Origin of the sequence: Spirillospora sp. CA-142024 (assembly GCF_050942325.1) — a bacterium.
GTDB lineage: Bacteria > Actinomycetota > Actinomycetes > Streptosporangiales > Streptosporangiaceae > Spirillospora.
This window is the reverse complement of the sequence record NZ_CP192077.1, coordinates 2,915,722-2,934,389: the sequence shown is the minus strand read 5'-3', so window position 1 is coordinate 2,934,389 and position 18,668 is coordinate 2,915,722. Positions and strand designations below refer to the sequence as shown.

The 18,668-nt window shown below is 71.7% G+C and carries 22 protein-coding genes; 11 read left to right on the top strand and 11 right to left on the bottom strand.

The annotated features are described in order from the left end of the window. Window positions 1–7: 7 nt before the first annotated feature. The 4 genes from ACQPZP_RS14205 to ACQPZP_RS14190 form a co-directional block, all read right to left on the bottom strand. The gene (locus ACQPZP_RS14205) at window positions 8–1,336 is read right to left on the bottom strand and encodes a hemolysin family protein (protein WP_433478077.1); all 1,329 of its coding nucleotides are present in this window, start codon (window positions 1,334–1,336) and stop codon (window positions 8–10) included. Then, a complete protein-coding gene (gene ybeY, locus ACQPZP_RS14200) occupies window positions 1,336–1,812 on the bottom strand; it encodes an rRNA maturation RNase YbeY (protein WP_433478076.1) in 477 nt (158 codons plus the stop codon). The genes ACQPZP_RS14205 and ybeY overlap by 1 nt, the downstream gene beginning before the upstream one ends. After that, a complete protein-coding gene (locus ACQPZP_RS14195; protein WP_433478075.1) occupies window positions 1,809–2,885 on the bottom strand; it encodes a PhoH family protein in 1,077 nt (358 codons plus the stop codon). The genes ybeY and ACQPZP_RS14195 overlap by 4 nt, the downstream gene beginning before the upstream one ends. 121 nt (window positions 2,886–3,006) lie before the next feature. Continuing rightward, window positions 3,007–3,351, bottom strand: coding sequence for a histidine triad nucleotide-binding protein (locus ACQPZP_RS14190; RefSeq protein ID WP_433478074.1), 345 nt, complete (start codon window positions 3,349–3,351; stop codon window positions 3,007–3,009). A 300-nt stretch (window positions 3,352–3,651) separates the two neighbouring features. On the opposite strand from ACQPZP_RS14190, the gene ACQPZP_RS14185 reads away from it, so the two are divergent. Continuing rightward, entirely contained in the window at window positions 3,652–4,239 is a 588-nt protein-coding gene (locus tag ACQPZP_RS14185) for a SigE family RNA polymerase sigma factor (RefSeq protein WP_433469970.1), read from the top strand. After that, window positions 4,236–4,928 (top strand): hypothetical protein, encoded by a 693-nt coding sequence (locus ACQPZP_RS14180; RefSeq protein WP_433478073.1) that lies wholly within the window; start codon window positions 4,236–4,238, stop codon window positions 4,926–4,928. The genes ACQPZP_RS14185 and ACQPZP_RS14180 overlap by 4 nt, the downstream gene beginning before the upstream one ends. 6 nt (window positions 4,929–4,934) lie before the next feature. Here ACQPZP_RS14180 and ACQPZP_RS14175 read toward each other — a convergent pair whose 3' ends face one another. From ACQPZP_RS14175 to hrcA, 3 genes are all read right to left on the bottom strand, one after another. Further along, entirely contained in the window at window positions 4,935–5,666 is a 732-nt protein-coding gene (locus ACQPZP_RS14175) for a 16S rRNA (uracil(1498)-N(3))-methyltransferase (RefSeq protein WP_433478072.1), read from the bottom strand. 96 nt (window positions 5,667–5,762) lie between these two features. Beyond that, window positions 5,763–6,899, bottom strand: coding sequence for a molecular chaperone DnaJ (dnaJ, locus tag ACQPZP_RS14170; protein WP_433468232.1), 1,137 nt, complete (start codon window positions 6,897–6,899; stop codon window positions 5,763–5,765). Further along, on the bottom strand, window positions 6,900–7,910 hold the full coding sequence (hrcA, locus tag ACQPZP_RS14165) for a heat-inducible transcriptional repressor HrcA (RefSeq protein ID WP_433468231.1): 1,011 nt from the start codon (window positions 7,908–7,910) through the stop codon (window positions 6,900–6,902). A 204-nt stretch (window positions 7,911–8,114) separates the two neighbouring features. On the opposite strand from hrcA, the gene ACQPZP_RS14160 reads away from it, so the two are divergent. Further along, entirely contained in the window at window positions 8,115–8,927 is an 813-nt protein-coding gene (locus tag ACQPZP_RS14160; RefSeq protein ID WP_433478071.1) for a DUF3097 domain-containing protein, read from the top strand. Window positions 8,928–8,939: 12 nt separating this feature from the next. On the opposite strand, the gene hemW is transcribed toward ACQPZP_RS14160, so the two are convergent. Then, on the bottom strand, window positions 8,940–10,148 hold the full coding sequence (hemW, locus tag ACQPZP_RS14155; RefSeq protein WP_433478070.1) for a radical SAM family heme chaperone HemW: 1,209 nt from the start codon (window positions 10,146–10,148) through the stop codon (window positions 8,940–8,942). A 39-nt stretch (window positions 10,149–10,187) separates the two neighbouring features. After that, complete coding sequence (locus ACQPZP_RS14150; RefSeq protein ID WP_433478069.1) at window positions 10,188–10,628, bottom strand: hypothetical protein; 441 nt, start codon at window positions 10,626–10,628, stop codon at window positions 10,188–10,190. A gap of 156 nt (window positions 10,629–10,784) precedes the next feature. Between ACQPZP_RS14150 and ACQPZP_RS14145 the strand changes: the two genes are divergently transcribed. From ACQPZP_RS14145 to ACQPZP_RS14135, 3 genes are all read left to right on the top strand, one after another. Beyond that, entirely contained in the window at window positions 10,785–11,762 is a 978-nt protein-coding gene (locus tag ACQPZP_RS14145) for a hypothetical protein (RefSeq protein ID WP_433478068.1), read from the top strand. 75 nt (window positions 11,763–11,837) lie between these two features. Continuing rightward, window positions 11,838–13,244: a hypothetical protein gene (locus ACQPZP_RS14140; protein ID WP_433478067.1), complete on the top strand. Its 1,407-nt coding sequence runs from the start codon at window positions 11,838–11,840 to the stop codon at window positions 13,242–13,244. Window positions 13,245–13,381: 137 nt separating this feature from the next. Continuing rightward, a complete protein-coding gene (locus ACQPZP_RS14135; protein WP_433478066.1) occupies window positions 13,382–13,894 on the top strand; it encodes a DUF4870 domain-containing protein in 513 nt (170 codons plus the stop codon). A 3-nt stretch (window positions 13,895–13,897) separates the two neighbouring features. On the opposite strand, the gene lepA is transcribed toward ACQPZP_RS14135, so the two are convergent. Next, window positions 13,898–15,742 (bottom strand): translation elongation factor 4, encoded by a 1,845-nt coding sequence (lepA, locus tag ACQPZP_RS14130; RefSeq protein ID WP_433478065.1) that lies wholly within the window; start codon window positions 15,740–15,742, stop codon window positions 13,898–13,900. Window positions 15,743–15,980: 238 nt separating this feature from the next. Between lepA and rpsT the strand changes: the two genes are divergently transcribed. Together rpsT and ACQPZP_RS14120 are read left to right on the top strand one after the other, a co-directional pair. Further along, window positions 15,981–16,253, top strand: coding sequence for a 30S ribosomal protein S20 (gene rpsT, locus ACQPZP_RS14125; protein WP_433478064.1), 273 nt, complete (start codon window positions 15,981–15,983; stop codon window positions 16,251–16,253). A gap of 51 nt (window positions 16,254–16,304) precedes the next feature. After that, entirely contained in the window at window positions 16,305–16,841 is a 537-nt protein-coding gene (locus ACQPZP_RS14120) for an RNA 2'-phosphotransferase (protein ID WP_433478063.1), read from the top strand. Here the strand turns inward: ACQPZP_RS14120 and ACQPZP_RS14115 are convergent. Beyond that, the gene (locus ACQPZP_RS14115; protein ID WP_433478062.1) at window positions 16,783–17,310 is read right to left on the bottom strand and encodes a hypothetical protein; all 528 of its coding nucleotides are present in this window, start codon (window positions 17,308–17,310) and stop codon (window positions 16,783–16,785) included. The genes ACQPZP_RS14120 and ACQPZP_RS14115 overlap by 59 nt on opposite strands. A gap of 70 nt (window positions 17,311–17,380) precedes the next feature. On the opposite strand from ACQPZP_RS14115, the gene ACQPZP_RS14110 reads away from it, so the two are divergent. The 3 genes from ACQPZP_RS14110 to ACQPZP_RS14100 are packed head-to-tail and all read left to right on the top strand — an operon-like array spanning window position 17,381 to window position 18,661. Next, window positions 17,381–17,686 carry a helix-turn-helix domain-containing protein gene (locus ACQPZP_RS14110; RefSeq protein WP_433478061.1) on the top strand — a complete coding sequence of 102 codons (306 nt, stop codon included), beginning with the start codon at window positions 17,381–17,383 and terminating at the stop codon, window positions 17,684–17,686. Next, window positions 17,619–18,329 (top strand): substrate-binding domain-containing protein, encoded by a 711-nt coding sequence (locus ACQPZP_RS14105; RefSeq protein ID WP_433478060.1) that lies wholly within the window; start codon window positions 17,619–17,621, stop codon window positions 18,327–18,329. Before ACQPZP_RS14110 ends, ACQPZP_RS14105 begins: the two co-directional genes overlap by 68 nt. Then, window positions 18,242–18,661, top strand: a complete 420-nt coding sequence (locus ACQPZP_RS14100) for an SRPBCC family protein (protein ID WP_433478059.1) — start codon at window positions 18,242–18,244, stop codon at window positions 18,659–18,661. Before ACQPZP_RS14105 ends, ACQPZP_RS14100 begins: the two co-directional genes overlap by 88 nt. The last annotated feature ends 7 nt before the right edge of the window (window positions 18,662–18,668 follow it).

Sequence of the window (18,668 nt, the reverse complement as noted above, 5' to 3'; positions counted from 1 at the left end):
CGGGCCGTCAGCGAGCGCGGCCGGCGGCGTCGGCACCGGTCTCCGGGGCCGCGCCGTCCAGCCGGCGGACGAGCACGGTGCCGATGCGGTTGCGGCGGCCGGCGATGGTCTCGGCCTTCAGGGAGAGGACGGGGCCGTCCTCGCCGGTGGCGATCTCGGCGGTGGAGCCCTCGATGGGGACGCGGCCGAGGGCGTGGGCGAGCAGGCCGCCCACCGTCTCGACGTCCTCGGCGTCGATCTCCACGTCGAACAGCTCGGCGAGGTCCTCCACGGGGAGCCGGGCCGTGACGCGGGCGGCGCCGTCCTCCAGCCAGGTCACCGGCGGGATCTCCACGTCGTACTCGTCGGTGATCTCACCGACGATCTCCTCCAGGATGTCCTCGATGGTGACGAGGCCGGCGGTGCCGCCGTACTCGTCGATGACGATCGCGACATGGATCTGCCGGGCCTGCATCTCGCGCAGCAGCTCGTCGATCGGCTTGCTGTCGGGGACGTAGGTGGCCGGCCGCATGACGGAGTCGACCGTCTCGACCGATTCGCCCTCGCGGTGCTCCTGGCTGCGGCGGACGACGTCCTTGAGGTAGGCGATGCCGACCACGTCGTCCTCGTTCTCGCCGACGACGGGGATGCGCGAGAATCCGCTGCGCAGCGCCAGCGACATCGCCTGCCGCAGGGTCTTCGTGCTCTCGATGAACACGATGTCGGTGCGCGGCACCATCACCTCGCGGACGAGGGTGTCGCCCAGCTCGAACACCGAGTGGATCATCTCCCGCTCGACCGGTTCGATCAGGCTGCGCTGCTCGGCGAGGTCGACAAGGTCGCGCAGCTCCGCCTCGGACGCGAACGGGCCCTCCCGGAAGCCCTTGCCGGGCGTCAGGGCGTTGCCGAGCGCGATCAGCAGCCGGGGCAGCGGCCCGAACACCCGCGTCACCGGATGGATCACCGCGGCGCCGGCCAGCGCGATCCGGTCGGCGTGCTGGATGCCGAGGGTGCGCGGCCCGACCCCGATCACCACGTAGCTGACCACGATCATGATCGCGGCGGCGGTGACGTAGGCCCGCCAGGTCTCGTCCAGCCAGGAGATGCACAGATCGGCGACGATCACGGTGGCGACCAGCTCGCAGCCGATGCGCAGCAGCAGCACCATGTTGACGTAGCGGGCCGGGTCGGCGACGACCTCGGCCAGCCGTACGGCGCCGCGCCGCCCCTCCCGGAGGGCCTCCTCGACGGTGACGCGCGACACGCGGGCGAGCGCCGCCTCGGTGCCGGCCAGCAGGCCCGCCATGAAGACCAGGCCCACCGCCAGGGCGGACAGCCACGCCTGCGCGGTGTTCATCAGCCGCCGCGTTTCTCCCGCCAGGAGGTGAGGAGCTCGGCCTGCAGGCCGAACATCTCCCGGTGCTCCTCCGGCTCGGCGTGGTCGTAGCCGAGGAGGTGCAGGATGCCGTGCGCGCACAGCAGCTCCAGCTCCGCCTCGGTGCTGTGGCCCGCCTCCCGCGCCTGCCGCTCCGCGACCGCCGGGCACAGGACGACGTCGCCGAGCAGTGCGGGGTCGGTCTCGCCCTCCTCGTCCGCGCCGCCGGACATGTGGCCGGGGCGCAGCTCGTCCATGGGAAAGGACAGCACGTCGGTGGGGCCCGGCTCGTCCATCCACTTCTCGTGCAGCTCGGTCATCGCGGCCTCGTCGACCAGCAGCACCGACAGCTCAGCCAGCGGATGGACGCGCATCCCGTCGAGGACGTGCCGGGACAGGCCGGCGAGCGCCTTCTCGTCGACCGGGGCGCCCGACTCGTTCAGCACCTCGATGGTCACTGCCGGCCCCGCTTGCGGGAGCCGCCGCGCGCCGCGCCCTGCTTCAGCTCGGGCACCTGCTTCTCGTCGAACCGGTTGTAGGCGTCGACGATGTCGGTGACCAGCTTGTGCCGGACGACGTCGCGGCTGTTCAGCCGGCAGAAGTGGATGTCCTCAACGCCGTCCAGGATCTCCTGCACGACGCGGAGCCCGCTCAAATGCCCGTTCGGCAGGTCGACCTGCGTGACGTCGCCGGTCACCACGACCTTGGACCCGAACCCGAGCCGGGTGAGGAACATCTTCATCTGCTCGGGCGAGGTGTTCTGCGCCTCGTCCAGGATGATGAACGAGTCGTTCAGCGTCCTTCCCCGCATGTACGCGAGGGGGGCGACCTCGATGGTGCCGGCGGCCATCAGGCGCGGGATCGAGTCGGGGTCGACCATGTCGTGCAGCGCGTCGTACAGCGGGCGCAGGTACGGGTCGATCTTCTCGTAGAGCGTTCCCGGGAGGAACCCGAGCCGCTCCCCCGCCTCGACGGCCGGGCGCGTCAGGATGATCCGGTTGACCTTCTTCTCCTGCAGCGCGCGGACGGCCTTGGCCATCGCCAGGTACGTCTTGCCGGTGCCCGCCGGGCCGATGCCGAACACGATCGTGTGCTTGTCGATCGAGTCGACGTAGCGCCGCTGGTTCAGCGTCTTCGGGCGGATCGTGCGGCCGCGGCTGGACAGCACGTCGAGGGTGAGGACCTCCGCGGGGCGCGCGTCGGTCTCGCCGCGCAGCATCGCCAGGCTGCGCTCGACGGCGTCCGGGGTGAGCTGGGTGCCGCCCTTCAGCAGTTCGAGCATCTCGGTGAAGAGCCGGGAGACCAGCTCGGTCTCGTCCTCCGGGCCGGTCACGGTGATCTCGTTGCCGCGGACGTGGATGTCGATGTCGCTGCCGAACGCGCGCTCCACCGCGTGGAGCAACTCATCCCGGGAGCCGAGCAGGCTCACCATCGAATGGTCGTCCGGCACCACGATCTTGATCTGTGAGCGCGAGCCTGCCGGGTCGTCGCGCCCCGTGCGAGTTGACCTCGTGTGAGTTGATTCGACCATCAGCCGGGCCTTGCGGCCTTCGGACCTGCCTTCTGTCTGCTCCGGGTGTCTGGGTGTGCCGGTTCCATCGTACCGACGACCCCCGACAGGCCACCGATGGTTTTCCCGCGGCGGAACCGGCTCAGCCGGGCGGCCAGTTCAGGCCACGTCCGCCAAGCACGTGGGCGTGCACGTGGAACACGGTCTGGCCCGCCTGGGCGCCGGTGTTGAACACGACCCGGTAGCCGGTCTCGGCGACGCCCTCGTCCACCGCGACCTGGTGGGCCTCGCGCACCATCTCGGCGAGCAGTTCGGCGTCGGAGGCGGCGAGCTCACCGACGGTGGGGTGGTGGTCACGCGGGATGACCAGCACGTGCGTGGGCGCCTGGGGGTTGATGTCGCGGAAGGCGACGGTCCCCGCCGACTCCCGGACGATCTTGGCGGGCACGTCCCCGGAAACGATCTTGCAGAACAGGCAGCCGGTCATCTGTCTCCCCTCCAGTACGGTCCGTGACCGCCCGGAATCCTATCGAGACCCGCGCGGGCATGGCCTCCCGCGCCGCGCAGTGGATAGGGTTTTCGGTGATCAACCTTCGGCGCCGGTCGGTATTCCGACCGGTCACTGGTTAAGGTTGTCAGCTCAAGGCGTACCCCCCGGTTCGCAAGGCATTGCGGCGCCCTCGCCCGGCCGGGGAACGCCCGGTTCACGCCGGCCGAGCGCGACCGTCCGAATGGACGGCGGGGGGCCGGCAAAGGCGGCGGATAGGTGACCGAGGCAAACCAGGACATGCCCTTTCGTAAACCGGACGACGAGGGTGCGCGTCCAACTGACGTGACCGAGACCCTCGTGGCCAGGGGCACGGCGGGAGCGGTGGCCGCCGCCTGGGATGCCGACCAAGCGGTGACCGCGCTCTACAGCGCCAACTACCGTTCGCTCGTGCGCCTTGCGGCCATGCTCGTCCGGGACGCGGGGACGGCCGAGGAGGTCGTCCAGGACGCGTTCGTCGCCATGCACGGCGGCTGGCGCCGGCTCCGCGATCCCGACAAGGCACTGTCGTACCTGCGCCAGTCGGTGGTCAACCGGTCGCGATCGGTGCTCCGGCACCGCGCCGTCGTCGAGAAGTACGCCCCGAAGGGCTTGCCGGACGCGCCGAGCGCGGAGGCCGGGGCCATCGGGGAGCTGGAACGCTCGGCGGTCATCGACGCGCTGTCCCGGCTCCCCGCCCGCCAGCGGGAGGCGCTCGTCCTTCGCTACTACGCCGATCTGTCCGAAGCGGAGATCGCCAACGCGATGGGCATCTCCCGCGGCGCCGTGAAGAGTCATACGGCGCGCGGCATGACCGCGCTACGCAACGTCCTGGAGCAGTTCTCATGACCACCGACCCCCACGACGAGCACGGCGAGATCCTGCGCCGCGCCCTGCACGCGGAGGCGGACTCGGTCAACCCCGCGGGCGACGGCCTGGAGCGCATCCGGGCCCGCATAGCCGACGGCCGGGGCCGCCGGTTCGGTCTCGGACGGTTCGGCCCGGCCCGCTTCGGGTTCGACCGGTTCACCGTGAACTGGGCGCGCCCCGTCCTCGCCGTGGCCGCCGCCGTCGTGATCGCCGGGATCGGCGTGACGGCCCCGCAGACGATCGACCTGATCCAGCAGTCGGTGGGCAGCAACAGCCCGTCCGGCGGCGGGCACGACAGCACCGACGGGGACCGGACGGGCGCCGGGGGCGGCCCGGAGTTCCCCGTCCCGTCGTCGGCGGGCGCCAGCGCGTCCGGCAGCCAGAGCACCACGCAGACGCCGAGCCCGAGCACCTCGCCGGGTCTGTCGTCCTGCAGCATCCCGTCGCCCGGGGCCTCCGCGGCCACCGCCTCGCCCGGCACGGCGAGCACCCCGGCCCCGGCCGCCACGCCGTGCCCGAGCGACACGCCGTCGCAGACGCCGACCACGACACCGACGCCGCCCACGTCCACGACGCCCGACCCGGGCAAGCCGACCGACCAGCCGACGCCGCCCGCGTCGAGCGAGCCCGCGAACACCACCGAGCAGGGCGCCGCCACCTCTCCCTGACGGGCGCTACCAGCGGCCGGTGGCGGCCAGCAGCACGCTGGCCGCGGCGACGCCGGCCGTCGAGGTGCGCAGGACGGTCGGGCCGAGCCGGGCGGCGCGCCCGCCGGCGTCGCGGAACCGGTCGAGCTCCTCGCCGCTGATCCCGCCCTCCGGGCCGACCACGAGGACGATCTCGCCCTCGGCGGGCGGCTCCACCGCGCTCAGCGGCGCCTCGGCCTCCTCGTGCAGGATCAGCGCCAGGGACGCGGCGGCGATCCGGCCGGCGACCTCCTCGGTGGACGCCAGCTCCGGCACCTCGGGCAGCCGGCCGCGCCGGGCCTGCTTGGCGGCCTCGCGGGCCGTCGCGCGCCAGCGCCCGAGGGCCTTGTCGCGGCGTTCCGGACGCCACCGGGTCACGCACCGGGCCGCCGACCACGGGACGATCTCGTCCACGCCGACCTCGGTCATGGTCTCCACGGCCAGCTCGCCCCGGTCGCCCTTCGGGAGGGCCTGGACGACCACGAGGCGAGGCGAGGGCGGCGGCTCCCGGTGCCTGGCCAGCACGTCCAGGGTGAGGGACGCGCGGTCGGCGGCGGTGACGACGCATTCGGCGAGCAGGCCCTCGCCGTCGGTCAGGTCGACGCGCTCACCGGGCCGCAGCCGCCGCACCGCCGCGGCGTGCCGCCCTTCGGGCCCGTCCAGCAGGACCCGGTCGCGTTCGAGCGCGTCCGTCCCCGCGAGGAAGACCGGCGGACTCATGCGCGCACTCCCGGTTCATGTGCGGGGTTCAGGTGGGCCCCCCGGATGCTCCGAATCGCCGCGGCGGCCCTCCTGGTAGGCCGCCGCCACTGCGCTTCAGTGCTGGTTGAACACGTCCTTGATGCGGGAGAACACGCCGCTGCGCTGCCCGGGGGCGAACTTGCCCGGGGGGCGTTCCTCGCCGCGCAGGGCGGCGAGGCGGCGCAGGAGCTCCTCCTGCTCCTCGTCCAGCCGGTTCGGCGTCTCCACGTTCACGTGGATCATCAGGTCGCCGCGGCCGCTCTCGTTGAGGTGCCGGACGCCCCGGTTGTAGAGCGTGATGACCTGCCCCGACTGCGTGCCGGGCTTGATGTCGACGCTCTCGGCCGCGTCCAGCGTCTCGATCGTGACGCTGGTGCCGAGCGCCGCCGCCGTCATCGGGATCTCGACCGTGCAGTGCAGGTCGTCGCCCTCCCGCTCGAAGATCGGGTGCGGCTTCTCCACGATCTCCAGGAACAGGTCGCCGGGCGGGCCGCCGCCGGGGCCGACCTCGCCCTCGCCGGCGAGCTGGATGTGGATGCCGTTCTCCACCCCGGCCGGGATCTTGACCTTGACGGTGCGCCGGGTGCGGACCCGGCCGTCGCCCGAGCACTCGGTGCACGGGTTGCGGATCACCGAGCCGAACCCGCCGCACGCCGGGCACGGCCGGGCCGTCATGACCTGGCCGAGGAAGGAGCGCTGGACCTGCTGCACCTCGCCGCGGCCGTGGCACGTCTCGCAGGTCTCCGGGTGGGTGCCGGGCGCGCAGCCCGAGCCCTCGCAGGTCGTGCAGGCGACCGCGGTGTCGATGGACAGCTCCCGGGTCGTGCCGAACGCGGTCTCGCCGAGGTCGAGCTCGACCCGCAGCGTCGCGTTCCGGCCGCGGCGTGCCCGCGACCGCGGGCCCCGCGACGTCGCGGTGCCGAAGAAGGCGTCCATGATGTCGCTGAACGGGAATCCGGCGCCGCCGAACCCGCCGGCCCCCGGGCCGCCCGCGGACGCGAACGGGTCCGCGCCGAGGTCGTACATCTCGCGCTTCTTCGGATCGGAGAGCACCTCGTACGCCTGGGTGATCTCCTTGAACTTCTCCTGCGTCTCCGGATCCGGGTTGACGTCCGGGTGGAGTTCCCGGGCGAGCCGGCGGTAGGCCCTCTTGACCTCGTCGGCGCTGGCGTCCCGCCGGACGCCCAGGGTCGCGTAGTAGTCGTTCGCCACTTACGACCCCGCCAGGATCTGTCCCACGTAGCGTGCCACTGCCCGTACCGCTCCCATCGTGCTGGGGTAATCCATGCGTGTAGGCCCGAGAACTCCAAGCCGGGCCAAGGTGAGATCGCCCACCCCGTAGTCGGCGGCGACCACCGAGGTCGATCTGAGCCCCAGGTCGGGGTTCTCGGTGCCGATCCGCACCGTAACTGTAGAGGAGTCGCCGGTCTCGCCGAGCAGCCGCATCAGGACGACCTGCTCCTCCAGCGCCACCAGTACCTCCCGCAGGCTCTGCGAGAAGTCCACGGCGGCGAGGTTGGCCGCCCCGGCGAAGACGATCTTCTCCTCGTGCTTCTCGACGAGTGTCTCCAGCAGGACGGACAGGACCGCCGCCGCGATCGGCCGGTCGTCCGGCCCCACCTTGTCGGGCAGGTCCGCGACGGCGGCCGGGACGTCGCCGAGCCCGAGCCCGTCCAGGCACGTGTTGAGCAACGCCCGCAGGTGCCCGATCGATTCCTCGGAGATCGACCCGGTCTCGATGACGCGCTGCTCCACCCGGCCGGTGTCGGTGATCAGGACGAGCAGCAGCCGCCCCTCCGCGACGGGGACCAGCTCCACGTGCCGCACCGACGAGCGGGTCAGCGACGGGTACTGGACCACCGCGACCTGCCGGGTCAGCTGCGCCAGCAGCCGCACCGTCCGGCCGACGACGTCGTCGAGGTCGTACGCGCCGGACAGGAACGTCTCGATCGCGCGGCGCTCGGCGACCGACAGCGGCTTGATCGTGGACAGCCGGTCGACGAACAGCCGGTAGCCCTTGTCGGTGGGGACGCGCCCGGCGCTGGTGTGCGGCTGGGCGATGTAGCCCTGCTCCTCCAGCACCGCCATGTCGTTGCGGATGGTCGCCGGCGACACGCCGAGGTTGTGCCGGTCCGCCAGCGCCTTGGAGCCCACCGGCTCGTTGGTGGAGACGTAGTCCTCGACGATGGCGCGCAGGACCGCGAGCTTCCGGTCGTCCAGCACGTTGTCACCTCCTTCGTCCGGCCGGCCCGTGCAACTGGCACTCCTTACTCCCGAGTGCCAAGTCTACGGCCCGGAGGGCTCGGCTGGAGCGTCCGCGCACTCCCCGCATGGCTGCGCGATCCTATCCGTATCGGGCGCGGACGCCACGCCGGGAGACGAGGGACGACGCCGCCCGGGCCTCCCGCCGGGTTAATGTGCGGACCCGTGCGGAGTAAGAATTACGGAAACGACGTGCTGGCCGGCGACTGGCGCCGGCCCCGCAAGGGACAGATCCCCGAAGTCCCGGCGGAGCCGGGCCTGGTGGCCGAGGACCCCGGCAGCGGCTTCTGCGGAGCCGTCGTCGGCTGCGACAAGTTCGGCGTCACCCTGGAGGACCGGTTCGGCAAGCGCCGGGTGTTCCCGCTGACCAAGTCCGGGTTCCTCATCGACGGCAAGCCGGTCACGCTGGTCAGGCCGGGCGCCGCGCCGAAGGGCCCGGCGCGCTCGGCGTCCGGGTCCATCGCCGTCGAGGGCCTGCGGGCACGGGTGGCCAAGGAGAGCCGCATCTACGTGGAGGGCGTCCACGACGCGGAGCTGGTCGAGAAGATCTGGGGCCACGACCTGCGGGTCGAGGGCGTCGTCGTGGAGTACCTCGAAGGCGTGGACGACCTGCCCGCCATCGTCGAGGAGTTCGCCCCGGACGAGGAGCGCCGCCTCGGCGTCCTCGTCGACCATCTGGTGGAAGGGTCCAAGGAGTCCAGGATCGCGGCGCGGGTCACGTCGCCGCACGTCCTCGTCACCGGTCACCCGTTCATCGACATCTGGGAGGCCGTCAAGCCCGCGGCCGTCGGCATCCGCGCCTGGCCGCGCATCCCGCGCGGCGTCTCCTGGAAGGAGGGCGTCGTGGCCGAACTCGGCTGGGGCGACGACACGGGCGCGGCCTGGAAACGCATCCTCGGCTCGGTCGACACCTACACCGATCTGGAACCGGCCCTCCTCGGCCGGGTGGAAGAGCTGATCGACTTCGTCGCCGGCTAGCCGCGGGGCCGGTCAGGTCAGGGTGCGGAGGACGGCGTCGGCCAGGAGGCGGCCGCGCCGGGTCAGGACGGCGCGGCCCCGGTCGTAGGGGGCGCGTTCGATCAGGCCGTCGTCGATCGCTCTGCGGACGGCCTTGTCGTCGAGGAGGTTCGCCGGGCAGCCCTGGGCCAGGCGGAGTTCGAGCATGATGCGCTCGAAGCGGCGGTCCTCGGCGTGCAGGATCTCCCTGGCGTGCGCGGGCGTGGTGCCCTCGGCCAGGCGGGCGGCGTACGCGGCGGGGTGCTTGACGTTCCACCAGCGCGTCCCGCCGACGTGACTGTGCGCGCCCGGGCCGACACCCCACCAGTCGGCGCCCGTCCAATAGAGCATGTTGTGCCGGCAGGCGGCGCGGGGGTCGGCGGCCCAGTTGGAGATCTCGTACCAGTGGAGGCCGTGGGATTCGAGCAGCTCGTCGGCGATCAGGTAGCGGTCGGCCATGGCGTCGTCGTCGGGGGCGGTCAGCTCGCCGCGTTTGACCTGTGCCGCCAGGCGGGTGCCCTCCTCGACGATGAGCGCGTACGCCGACACGTGGTCGGGCTCCGCCGCCAAGGCCGCCTCCAGAGAGGCCCTCCAGTCGTCGTCGGTCTCCCCTGGCGTCCCGTAGATGAGGTCGAGGTTGATGTGCTCGAAGCCCGCCTTGCGCGTCCACTCGACGACCTGCGGGACGCGTCCGGGCGTGTGCGTGCGCTCCAGGACGGCCAGGATGTGCTCGCGCGCGCTCTGCATGCCGTACGAGACGCGTGTGAACCCCTGCTCACGCAGGCGGTGGACGTACGCCTCGTCCACCGACTCGGGGTTCGCCTCCGTCGTGACCTCCGCGCCGGGAGCAAGCCCGAACTCGGCGTCGATCGCGGCCAGGACCCGGCCCAGATCCTCCGGCGGCAGCAGTGTCGGTGTGCCACCGCCCACGAAGACCGTCTCGACGGGCAGGTCCACGTCCCCGAGGACGCGCCGCGCCATGCGGACCTCCCCGATGGCGGTGTCGGCGTACGAATCGCGGCTCGCACCCGGCCCCAGCTCCGTCGCCGTGTACGTGTTGAAGTCGCAGTATCCGCAGCGTGTCACACAGAACGGCACGTGCACATAGAAGGCGAACGGCCGCTGACCCAGGCCGGCGAGGGCACTGCCTGGCAGCGCACCGTCGACCGGTACGGGATCACCATCGGGAAGAGTCGAGGGCACCCCTCAAGTCTGCCCCGCCTCGCCGCCTGCTCCGTCCGGTCAGGTCTCCGCGAGCTTGCCGCGGAGCCAGTCCGGGATGTGCTCGTCCGCCCGCGGGAACCGGTCGAGGTCCAGGGCGTAGGCGGACGGGGCGAGCGGCGGGGTGAAGTCGGGCTCGCCGTCGTAGTCGAACTCGGCGCTGAAATGGCCGGAGCGCTCGACCTGGAGGCGCGCGGTGAACCAGGCGCCCTTGTCGGCCCGGTACATGACGCGGCGAAGCTCGTCCATCTTCCCGACGGCCTGGCCGGGCGGCAGGGCCGTGCGGCGCCCGCCGTCCGGGCCCTCGACCTCGAAGGAGGCGCTGTCGATGCCGACCGTCGCGCGGAACTCGAAGTCGAGCCGCTCCCAGCCCGCGGGCGCGGCGGAACGCAGCGCGCGGACGGCGCCGTTCACCGTCTCCCGTTCCTTCGCGGAACGCAGAACCTGCTCGGGCTGGGTCACGCTACCTCCGCGAGGTCGGTCCGGGTCGCTTGATCAGGCACCGTACCCGTACGACCGTACCCGCGAACGCATCCGTACCGAGGGTCATCGCCGTGTCGCAGGTGACACGGCCGGAATGGAGCGTGGCGGCCCACTTGGGTCGATAAGGTCGTCGGGATGCGGAACGAGGGTGCGGGTGGCGGGGGGCGTGTGCCCGTGCGGGTCCTGCTGTGCGGTGAGCCGGACGGGTGGCACTGGACGGTGGTGGACGACGCGGGCGGCGAGCGGCGTTCGGAGTTCACCGGGGCGGGGACGCGCTGGTCGGCGGGCGGACGGTCCGATCCGGAGCCGGCGTGGTGGCACCGCAGGCTCGCCGAGACGGCCGAGGGGCTGCGGGAGGCGGTCGCCGAGCGGCTGACCGACGCAACGTTCCGCGAGTTCGGCGTGGAAGCCGTGATCACCTGGTTCGCGGTGGACGACCCGGTCGCCTGGGAGGGCATCGTCACCCTCGGGGAGGCCGACCCCGCGCGGTTCCCCGGCCGGGTGCCGCCGTTCGTGGTCACGCTGGAGCCCGGCCGCGGGGCGCTGCTGCCCGACGCGAACCTGCTGTTCTCCACGCGGGCGGCGGACGCCTGGACGACCCTCGACGCGGTCTCGCGGCGCTGCGGCACCCGTCCGCCGAAGCCGTCGTTCCTCTGCGGGTGGGCCGGGCACCGCAGCGTGCGGGTGGGGCGCGGCACGCTGTCGCTGTCCACCGGCCGGGACGAGAACGGCGTGGAACGGCTCGCCGAGATCTGCGGGACGCGGGCGCCCGGGTGGAGCGGCAACCCCGAGATGCGGTTCCGGCTGGACGGCGTCGACCTGCTCGACGAACCGGCCGGCGACGTCGTCGCGCTGCTGCGGGAACTCGACCACGAGATCGTCCGGCGGGGCCGGACCGTCCGGCTGGCCGCCTCCGGGCTGACCCTGTACGAACCGGATCCGTTTCCTGTGGGGGGACACCCCGCACCCCCCGAAAGGGCGGGCCGGTCCGGCTCCCTCCGCTCCGGCGGCGCTCCGCTCCGGGAACCGGACTGGCCGGGCGCGGCGGAACGGTTCACCGGCGTGTCCCTGGGGCCGCCGGCGGCGCTCGCGCCGCTGTGGACCGGTTCCTGACGCACACGAACCCGACACCCACGGGCGACCGCGCCGTCATCGGAACGCAACCCCGCCGCCCTAGGTTCGCCGATCATGAGAAGCCGTGCGCGTCATGCCGTGCTCGCCGTGACCGGCGCCGCCCTCGCCGGTGCTCCCCTCGCCCTCACCGCCTCCCCCGCCGACGCCGCCGGGCCGCCCGGCACGATCAGCGTCCACCGCGGCGGCCCCGCCCGGTCGCTGCCGTTCACCGCCCGCCGGGACGGCGAGGCCGTGATCTCCTTCAGCGCGTCCGCCCCCGGCGTCTCGTGGGTCCGCAAGGGCGCCGAGTCCGCCGTCGTGTCGATCGCCGTGGACGGACGCCACGTGACCGACCTCGTCGTCCCCTCGTCCGACCCGACACCCCGCAGCCTCGGGCTCGGGCATGTCGGCAAGGGCCGCCACAAGGTGACGCTGCGCTTCGCGAAGGGCAGCGCCCCCGCCGCCCGCCGCGTCACCCTCCGGCGCCCCCAGGTCCGCATGCCGGCGGCGGACGCGCTCGCCCTGCGGCACGCGCCCGTCGTCGTGGGCCGGACCGGCTGGCCGTTCGGCGACCCGTACCAGAACGCCACGACCGACACCCCGCTGATCGCCTGGCACGAGACGCGTCCCGCCGCCACGCCCGGGCACCAGATCATCGAGTACTCGGTGGTGTGGAGCAACGAGGACGGTGGCACCGACACGCCCGCGCTGATGGCCCGCTGGGGCCGGACGACCGACATCGAATGGATCTACCGGGTCGAGGTCGACGCGTCCGGCCGGCGCGTGGACGGCACCGCCGTCTACCAGGCGCCCATGCACCTGACCCTCAAGTTCACCGGCCGCTACGAGGGTGACCACCCGGTGCTGCAGACCTGCACCCAGAACAACAACATGTGCGACGTGATCTCGCCCGATCCTCCGCTGCGCTTCCTGCTCGACGCCTCCCGGACGCGTCCGGACGGGCGTGCCCGCGAGGTCGTCATGGACCGCGAACCGTGGACGTACCGCATCGCGGCGCAGGAGATGGTTCGCGAGGGGAAGATCGAGAACCCGTCCGATCCCGCGACGCGCGAGGTCGGCGACCAGCGCACCTACTTGTTCGTGGAGTTCGCCAAGGCGACCGGCGCGGCGACCGGGACCGGGTCGGTGCCGGGGGTGGCGCTCGGGGTCAGGCTCAGGTCCGCCCCGTCCACGCTGTACCGCTCCGACCACGACGAGCCGACCTGGTCGATCGATCGTGACGGCGCCGTCGCGACCACCGTCGAACTGCCCGAGGGGACGACGGTCTCCGACATCGCGAGCATCGAGGCCATTCGCCGTCCGACCGGATCCGGTGACAACGGCGCGCCCGCCACGGTCACGTCCATCAACAGGGGCTTCTTCCTGGACGACTCGTACTTGCCGCAGGCTTCGTCCATCGGGTGGAACGGTTCGGTCACTCTCACCCAGGCCGCCCCATCCGCCATCCTCTGGCACCCCTGAGCCGCCTGTAGGCCGGCCGTGGCCCGAAACGGTCACAGGCCGGACTACAGAGGGAACCCGTGCGAACTCCGAGCGCGTCCAAGGAGTCATACACTTCGCCAATAGCTCGCACAGCGAACCCTGAGAGGACCTTCGCCATGGCCTACGGGCCTCCTCCGTCGCCCGGCCAGGGACAACAGCCCCCGTGGCAGCAGCAACCGTCACCCTGGCAGCAGCCTGGCAGCGCCTGGCAGCAGCAGCCACAGCAGCCCCAGCCCGGCCCGGGCTGGCAGCAGCAGTCTCAGGGCGGAGCCGGCGCCCCGATGCCCGAGCACTTCGGCCCCGTCACCGACGATGACAAGACGTGGTCGCTCATGGCGTACGTGGGTCAGTTCCTCGTCGGCGCCATCGCACCGGCCGTCGTCTACCTCGGCAAGGCCCGCTCGCCGTTCGTGCGCAGGCACGCCGCGCAGGGCCTCAACATGGGCATCGCCGCCATCGCCGTCTGGATCGTCTTCGGGGCGCTGTCGCTGGCCGTCGAGTTCTTCATCTGGGTGCCGCTGCTCTTCACGGCCGTCGTGATGTTCTTCCTCGTGTACGCGGCGAGGGCCGCCAACCGCGGCGAGTTCCGCCGCGTCCCGTCCGCGGTGGCCTGGCCCCTGCTGAAGTAGCGGCTACTTCTTGCCCTTGTCGGCGTCGCCGCCCCCGCCGGTGGAGAGGGCGGCGACGAACGCCTCCTGCGGGACGTCCACCCGGCCGATGGTCTTCATCCGCTTCTTGCCCTCCTTCTGCTTCTCCAGCAGCTTGCGCTTGCGGGAGATGTCGCCGCCGTAGCACTTGGCGAGGACGTCCTTGCGGATGGCGCGGATGTTCTCACGGGCGATGATGCGGGCCCCGATCGCGGCCTGGATGGGCACCTCGTACTGCTGCCGCGGGATGAGCTCCTTGAGCTTGGCCGTCATCATCAGGCCGTACTCGCGGGACTTGTCCTTGTGGACGATCTGGCTGAACGCGTCCACCGACTCGCCCTGCAGCAGGATGTCGACCTTCACCAGGTCGGCCTCCTGCTCACCGCTGGGCTCGTAGTCGAGCGAGGCGTACCCGCGGGTCCGGGACTTCAGCTGGTCGAAGAAGTCGAAGATGATCTCGGCGAGCGGCAGCGTGTAGCGGATCTCGACACGGTCCTCCGACAGGTAGTCCATGCCGAGCAGCACGCCGCGGCGGCCCTGGCACAGCTCCATGATCGCGCCGATGTGCTCGGCCGGGGACAGCAGGGTCGCCCGCACCACCGGCTCGTACACCGCGCCGATCTTGCCCTCGGGGAACTCGCTGGGGTTGGTGACGGTGTGCTCGGTACCGTCCTCCATGACCACCCGGTAGACGACGTTCGGCGCCGTCGAGATGAGCGACAGGCCGAACTCGCGCTCCAGCCGCTCACGGACGATCTCCATGTGCAGCAGGCCGAGGAACCCGCAGCGGAACCCGAAGCCGAGCGCCGCCGACGTCTCCGGCTCGTAGATCAGCGCGGCGTCGTTCAGCCGCAGCTTGTCGAGCGCGTCGCGCAGCTCCGGGTACTGGTCGCCGTCCACCGGGTACAGGCCCGAGAACACCATCGGCTTCGGGTCGCGGTAGCCGCCGAGCGCCTCGGGCGCCGGGCGGGACGCGATGGTCACGGTGTCGCCGACCCGCGCCTGCCGGACGTCCTTCACGCCGGTGATCAGGTAGCCGACCTCGCCGACGCCGAGGCCCTGCACGGGCTTCGGCTCCGGGGAGATGACGCCGACCTCCAGGGTCTCGTGCGCGGCCCCGGTCGACATCATCAGGCTCTTCTCGCGGCGCGACAGGTGCCCGTCCATGATCCGGACATAGGTGACGACGCCGCGGTAGGTGTCGTACACCGAGTCGAAGATCAGCGCCCGGGCGGGGCCGTCGGGGGCGCCGACCGGCGCCGGCACCTCCTCGACGATCTTGTCGAGCAGCTCGCGGACGCCCTCGCCCGTCTTGCCGGACACGCGCAGCACGTCCGACGGGTCGCAGCCGATGATCCCGGCGAGCTCCTCGGCGTACTTCTCCGGCTGCGCCGCCGGCAGGTCGATCTTGTTGAGGACGGGGATCAGGTGCAGGTCGGCCTCAAGGGCCAGGTACAGGTTCGCGAGCGTCTGCGCCTCGATGCCCTGCGCTGCGTCCACCAGCAGGACGGCGCCCTCGCACGCTGCGAGCGACCGCGACACCTCGTAGGAGAAGTCGACGTGCCCGGGGGTGTCGATCAGGTTGAGGACGTGGTCGGTCCCGCCGGAGTTCCACGGCAGCCGGACGGCCTGGCTCTTGATCGTGATGCCGCGCTCGCGCTCGATGTCCATGCGGTCGAGGTACTGGGCGCGCATCTGGCGCTCCTCGACCACTCCGGTCAGCTGCAGCATCCGGTCCGCGAGGGTCGACTTGCCATGGTCGATGTGCGCGATGATGCAGAAGTTGCGGATGATCGCGGGATCGGTCTTGTCGGGCTGAGGCGCTGGCACCGGGGTCCGTTCGCAAACTCACTGGTGGACATGGATCTGTGCATCCCATGGTCCCATGCCCGGCGCGATGCTCCGTTCACGGCCTGGTTTGGGACGGGGCCTGGTGATTGGTAAGCTGTGCGACTGCGTGTGGCGTAGCGTCGTGCCCCGGGGGCACCGTCCCGCCCCCGTTCCGACATTCGTCAGAGCCTGCGCGGAGCGCAGGCCCAGGATCGCGACCAAGCTGAGGCACTACGACGTGGCTAACATCAAGTCCCAGATCAAGCGCAACAAGCAGAACGAGAAGGCCCGCCTGCGCAACAAGGCCGTCAAGTCCGAGCTGAAGACGGCGATCCGCAAGTTCCGCGAGGCCGCCGATGCCGGCAACCTCGAGGACGCCGTCGCCGCGCAGCGCAACGCCGCGCGCAAGCTGGACAAGGCCGTCAGCAAGGGCGTCATCCACAAGAACCAGGCCGCCAACCGCAAGTCGGCGATCGCCAAGCGCGCCGCCGCCCTGCAGGCCTCCGAGTAACAGCCGCACGCCCGGGGCCGGCTCTGGTGCGCCGGCCCCGACGCATGTCCGATGGACGAACGCCGGCTGGTCAAGATCTCCAAGTATCTCGCCAAGCATCTGCGGCACCGCCCGGAACGGATCGGCCTCACGCTCGATCCCGAAGGCTGGGCGGACGTCACCGAACTGCTCGCGGCCGCCGCGCGGCACGGTTTCGCGCTCACCCGTGCCGAACTCGAACAAGTCGTGGCCGTCAACGACAAGAAGCGCTATGAACTGGACGGAAACCGGATCCGCGCCGTCCAGGGCCATTCGGTTCCCGTCGCACTGAATCTGCCGGTGACGCCCCCGCCGGAGCTGCTCTTCCACGGCACCGCGGCCCGTTTCGTGGAGCCGATTCTGCGCGAGGGGCTGCTGCCCATGGGGCGGCATGCCGTCCATCTCTCACCGGACCGCGAGACGGCCCGGCGGGTCGGCGCCAGGCGCGGCGAGCCCGTCATCCTGGTGGTCCAGGCCGGGCGCATGGCCGCCGCCGGGCACGAGTTCCGGGTCAGCGCGAACGGCGTGTGGCTGGTCGGCTCCGTTCCGCCGGAATATCTCGGCGAATGATCTCGGCGGCCTCCCAGTCGGGCACGTGCCGCACCCATTCCGGCCCTCCCTTCGGCCCGAAAAGATACCGGTAGGGGACGATCTCGCGAATGGCGCGGTGCACGTCCAGCCGGTCGTCGATCATGTGCGTGATCCCCAGTTCGGCGCAGTGCCGCGCCTTCTCCTCCCGTTTCCGGCAGAACCGGACGTTTTCTCTGGGCAGGCCCGTCCGCTCATAGAAGTCGTGGTGGTCCAGCCACGCCAGCGTCCTTTTCCTGATCCGGTCGCCGCATTTGGAGATGATCCAGGCCCGCCCCCCGAATGCCTCGATCAGCCCGGGCAGCACCTCGTAGACGCCTTCGGTCGCGGGTGAGGCGAGGGCCTCCTCGAAACTCCCGTCGAGGAACACGGTGTCGTCGTCTCCAGGAGCCAGCAGGCCGCCATGGATGACCCGGCCGAAATCGACGCCGAGTCGCTGTTCGTTGTCCATGCCCCCACCTTCGAGCCGATCACCCCTAAAGCAGAACTATTAACAGCACGTGAAGCTATAGTTTCTCGCTATGGACCTGAGTCGCCTCTCCACGGACGCGCTCGCCTCGTTCGCCGTCTTCGCCGACCACCTCAACTTCACCCGCGCCGCGGAGGAACTGCACATCTCCCAGCCGGCGCTCCACGTCAAGGTGCAGAAACTGGCCGAGAACCTGGGCCGTCCCCTCTACACGCGGCAGGGGCGCCGCCTGACCCTGACCTCCACCGGCGAGCAGGTCGCCCGTTTTCGCCCGCGACCTCGACGCCCGCATGACGGCTTTCCTCGCCGACGTCCACGGCACCGCCCCCGATCGCGTCCCGACCCTGGCCGCCGGTGAAGGCGCCTACCTGTACCTGCTCGGCGACGCCGTCCACCCCGGCGTCCGGCTGATCAACGGCGGCCGCGCCCGCACCCTCGCCGCCGTCCGCACCGGCCGCGCCGACCTGGGCGTCGCGGTGCTGGACGTCCTGCCGCCCGACGTCGAAGCCGTCCCGCTGGCCTCCTATCCCCAGGTGCTGGTGATGCCGGACGACCATCCGCTCACCGCGCGGCCGCACCTCACGCTCGCGGACCTGGCGGGGGCCGCCCTCATCGTCCCGCCCCCGGCGGGCCCGCACCGCATCACCCTCGAACGCGCGCTGCGCGCCGCCGACGTGCCCTGGTCACTCGCGGTCGAGGCCGAGGGCTGGCCGCTGATGCTGCACTTCGTGTCGCTCCGCATCGGCCTCGCCGTCGTGAACGGCTGCGTCCCGCCGCCCCCCGGCCTGACCGGACGCGAGATCATCGACCTGCCCGCCGTCCCCTACTACGCTCTCCACCTGCCGGGCCGCGCCGACGACCCGCTCGTCACCGGCCTGCTGGCCGCCGTCCGCGCATCGTTGAGGAGCGCCCCGTGCACTTCGAGATCTCCGTCGACATCGACGCCGCACCCGAGACCGTCTGGAACCTCCTCACGGACGTCGAACGCTGGCCCGACATGACCGACTCGATGGACCGCGTCGAACTCCTCGACAAGCCCTTCGCCCTGTCCAGCCGGGCCCGCGTCCACCAGCCGAAGCTCCGCGCCACCGTCTGGACGGTCACGGCGATCGACGAGGGCAGGGCGTTCACCTGGGAGTCCCGCCTCCCCGGCGTCGCCACGACCGCCGTCCATGAGATCGTCTCCAGCGCCGGCGGCACGGTCACCGCCCGCCTGATCATCGACCAGACCGGCCCGCTGGCCCCCGTGCTCGGCCTCCTGACCGGCCGCCTCACCCGCCGCTACGTCACCATGGAGGCCAACGGCCTCAAAACCAAGGCCCAAACCCCATGACCACCGG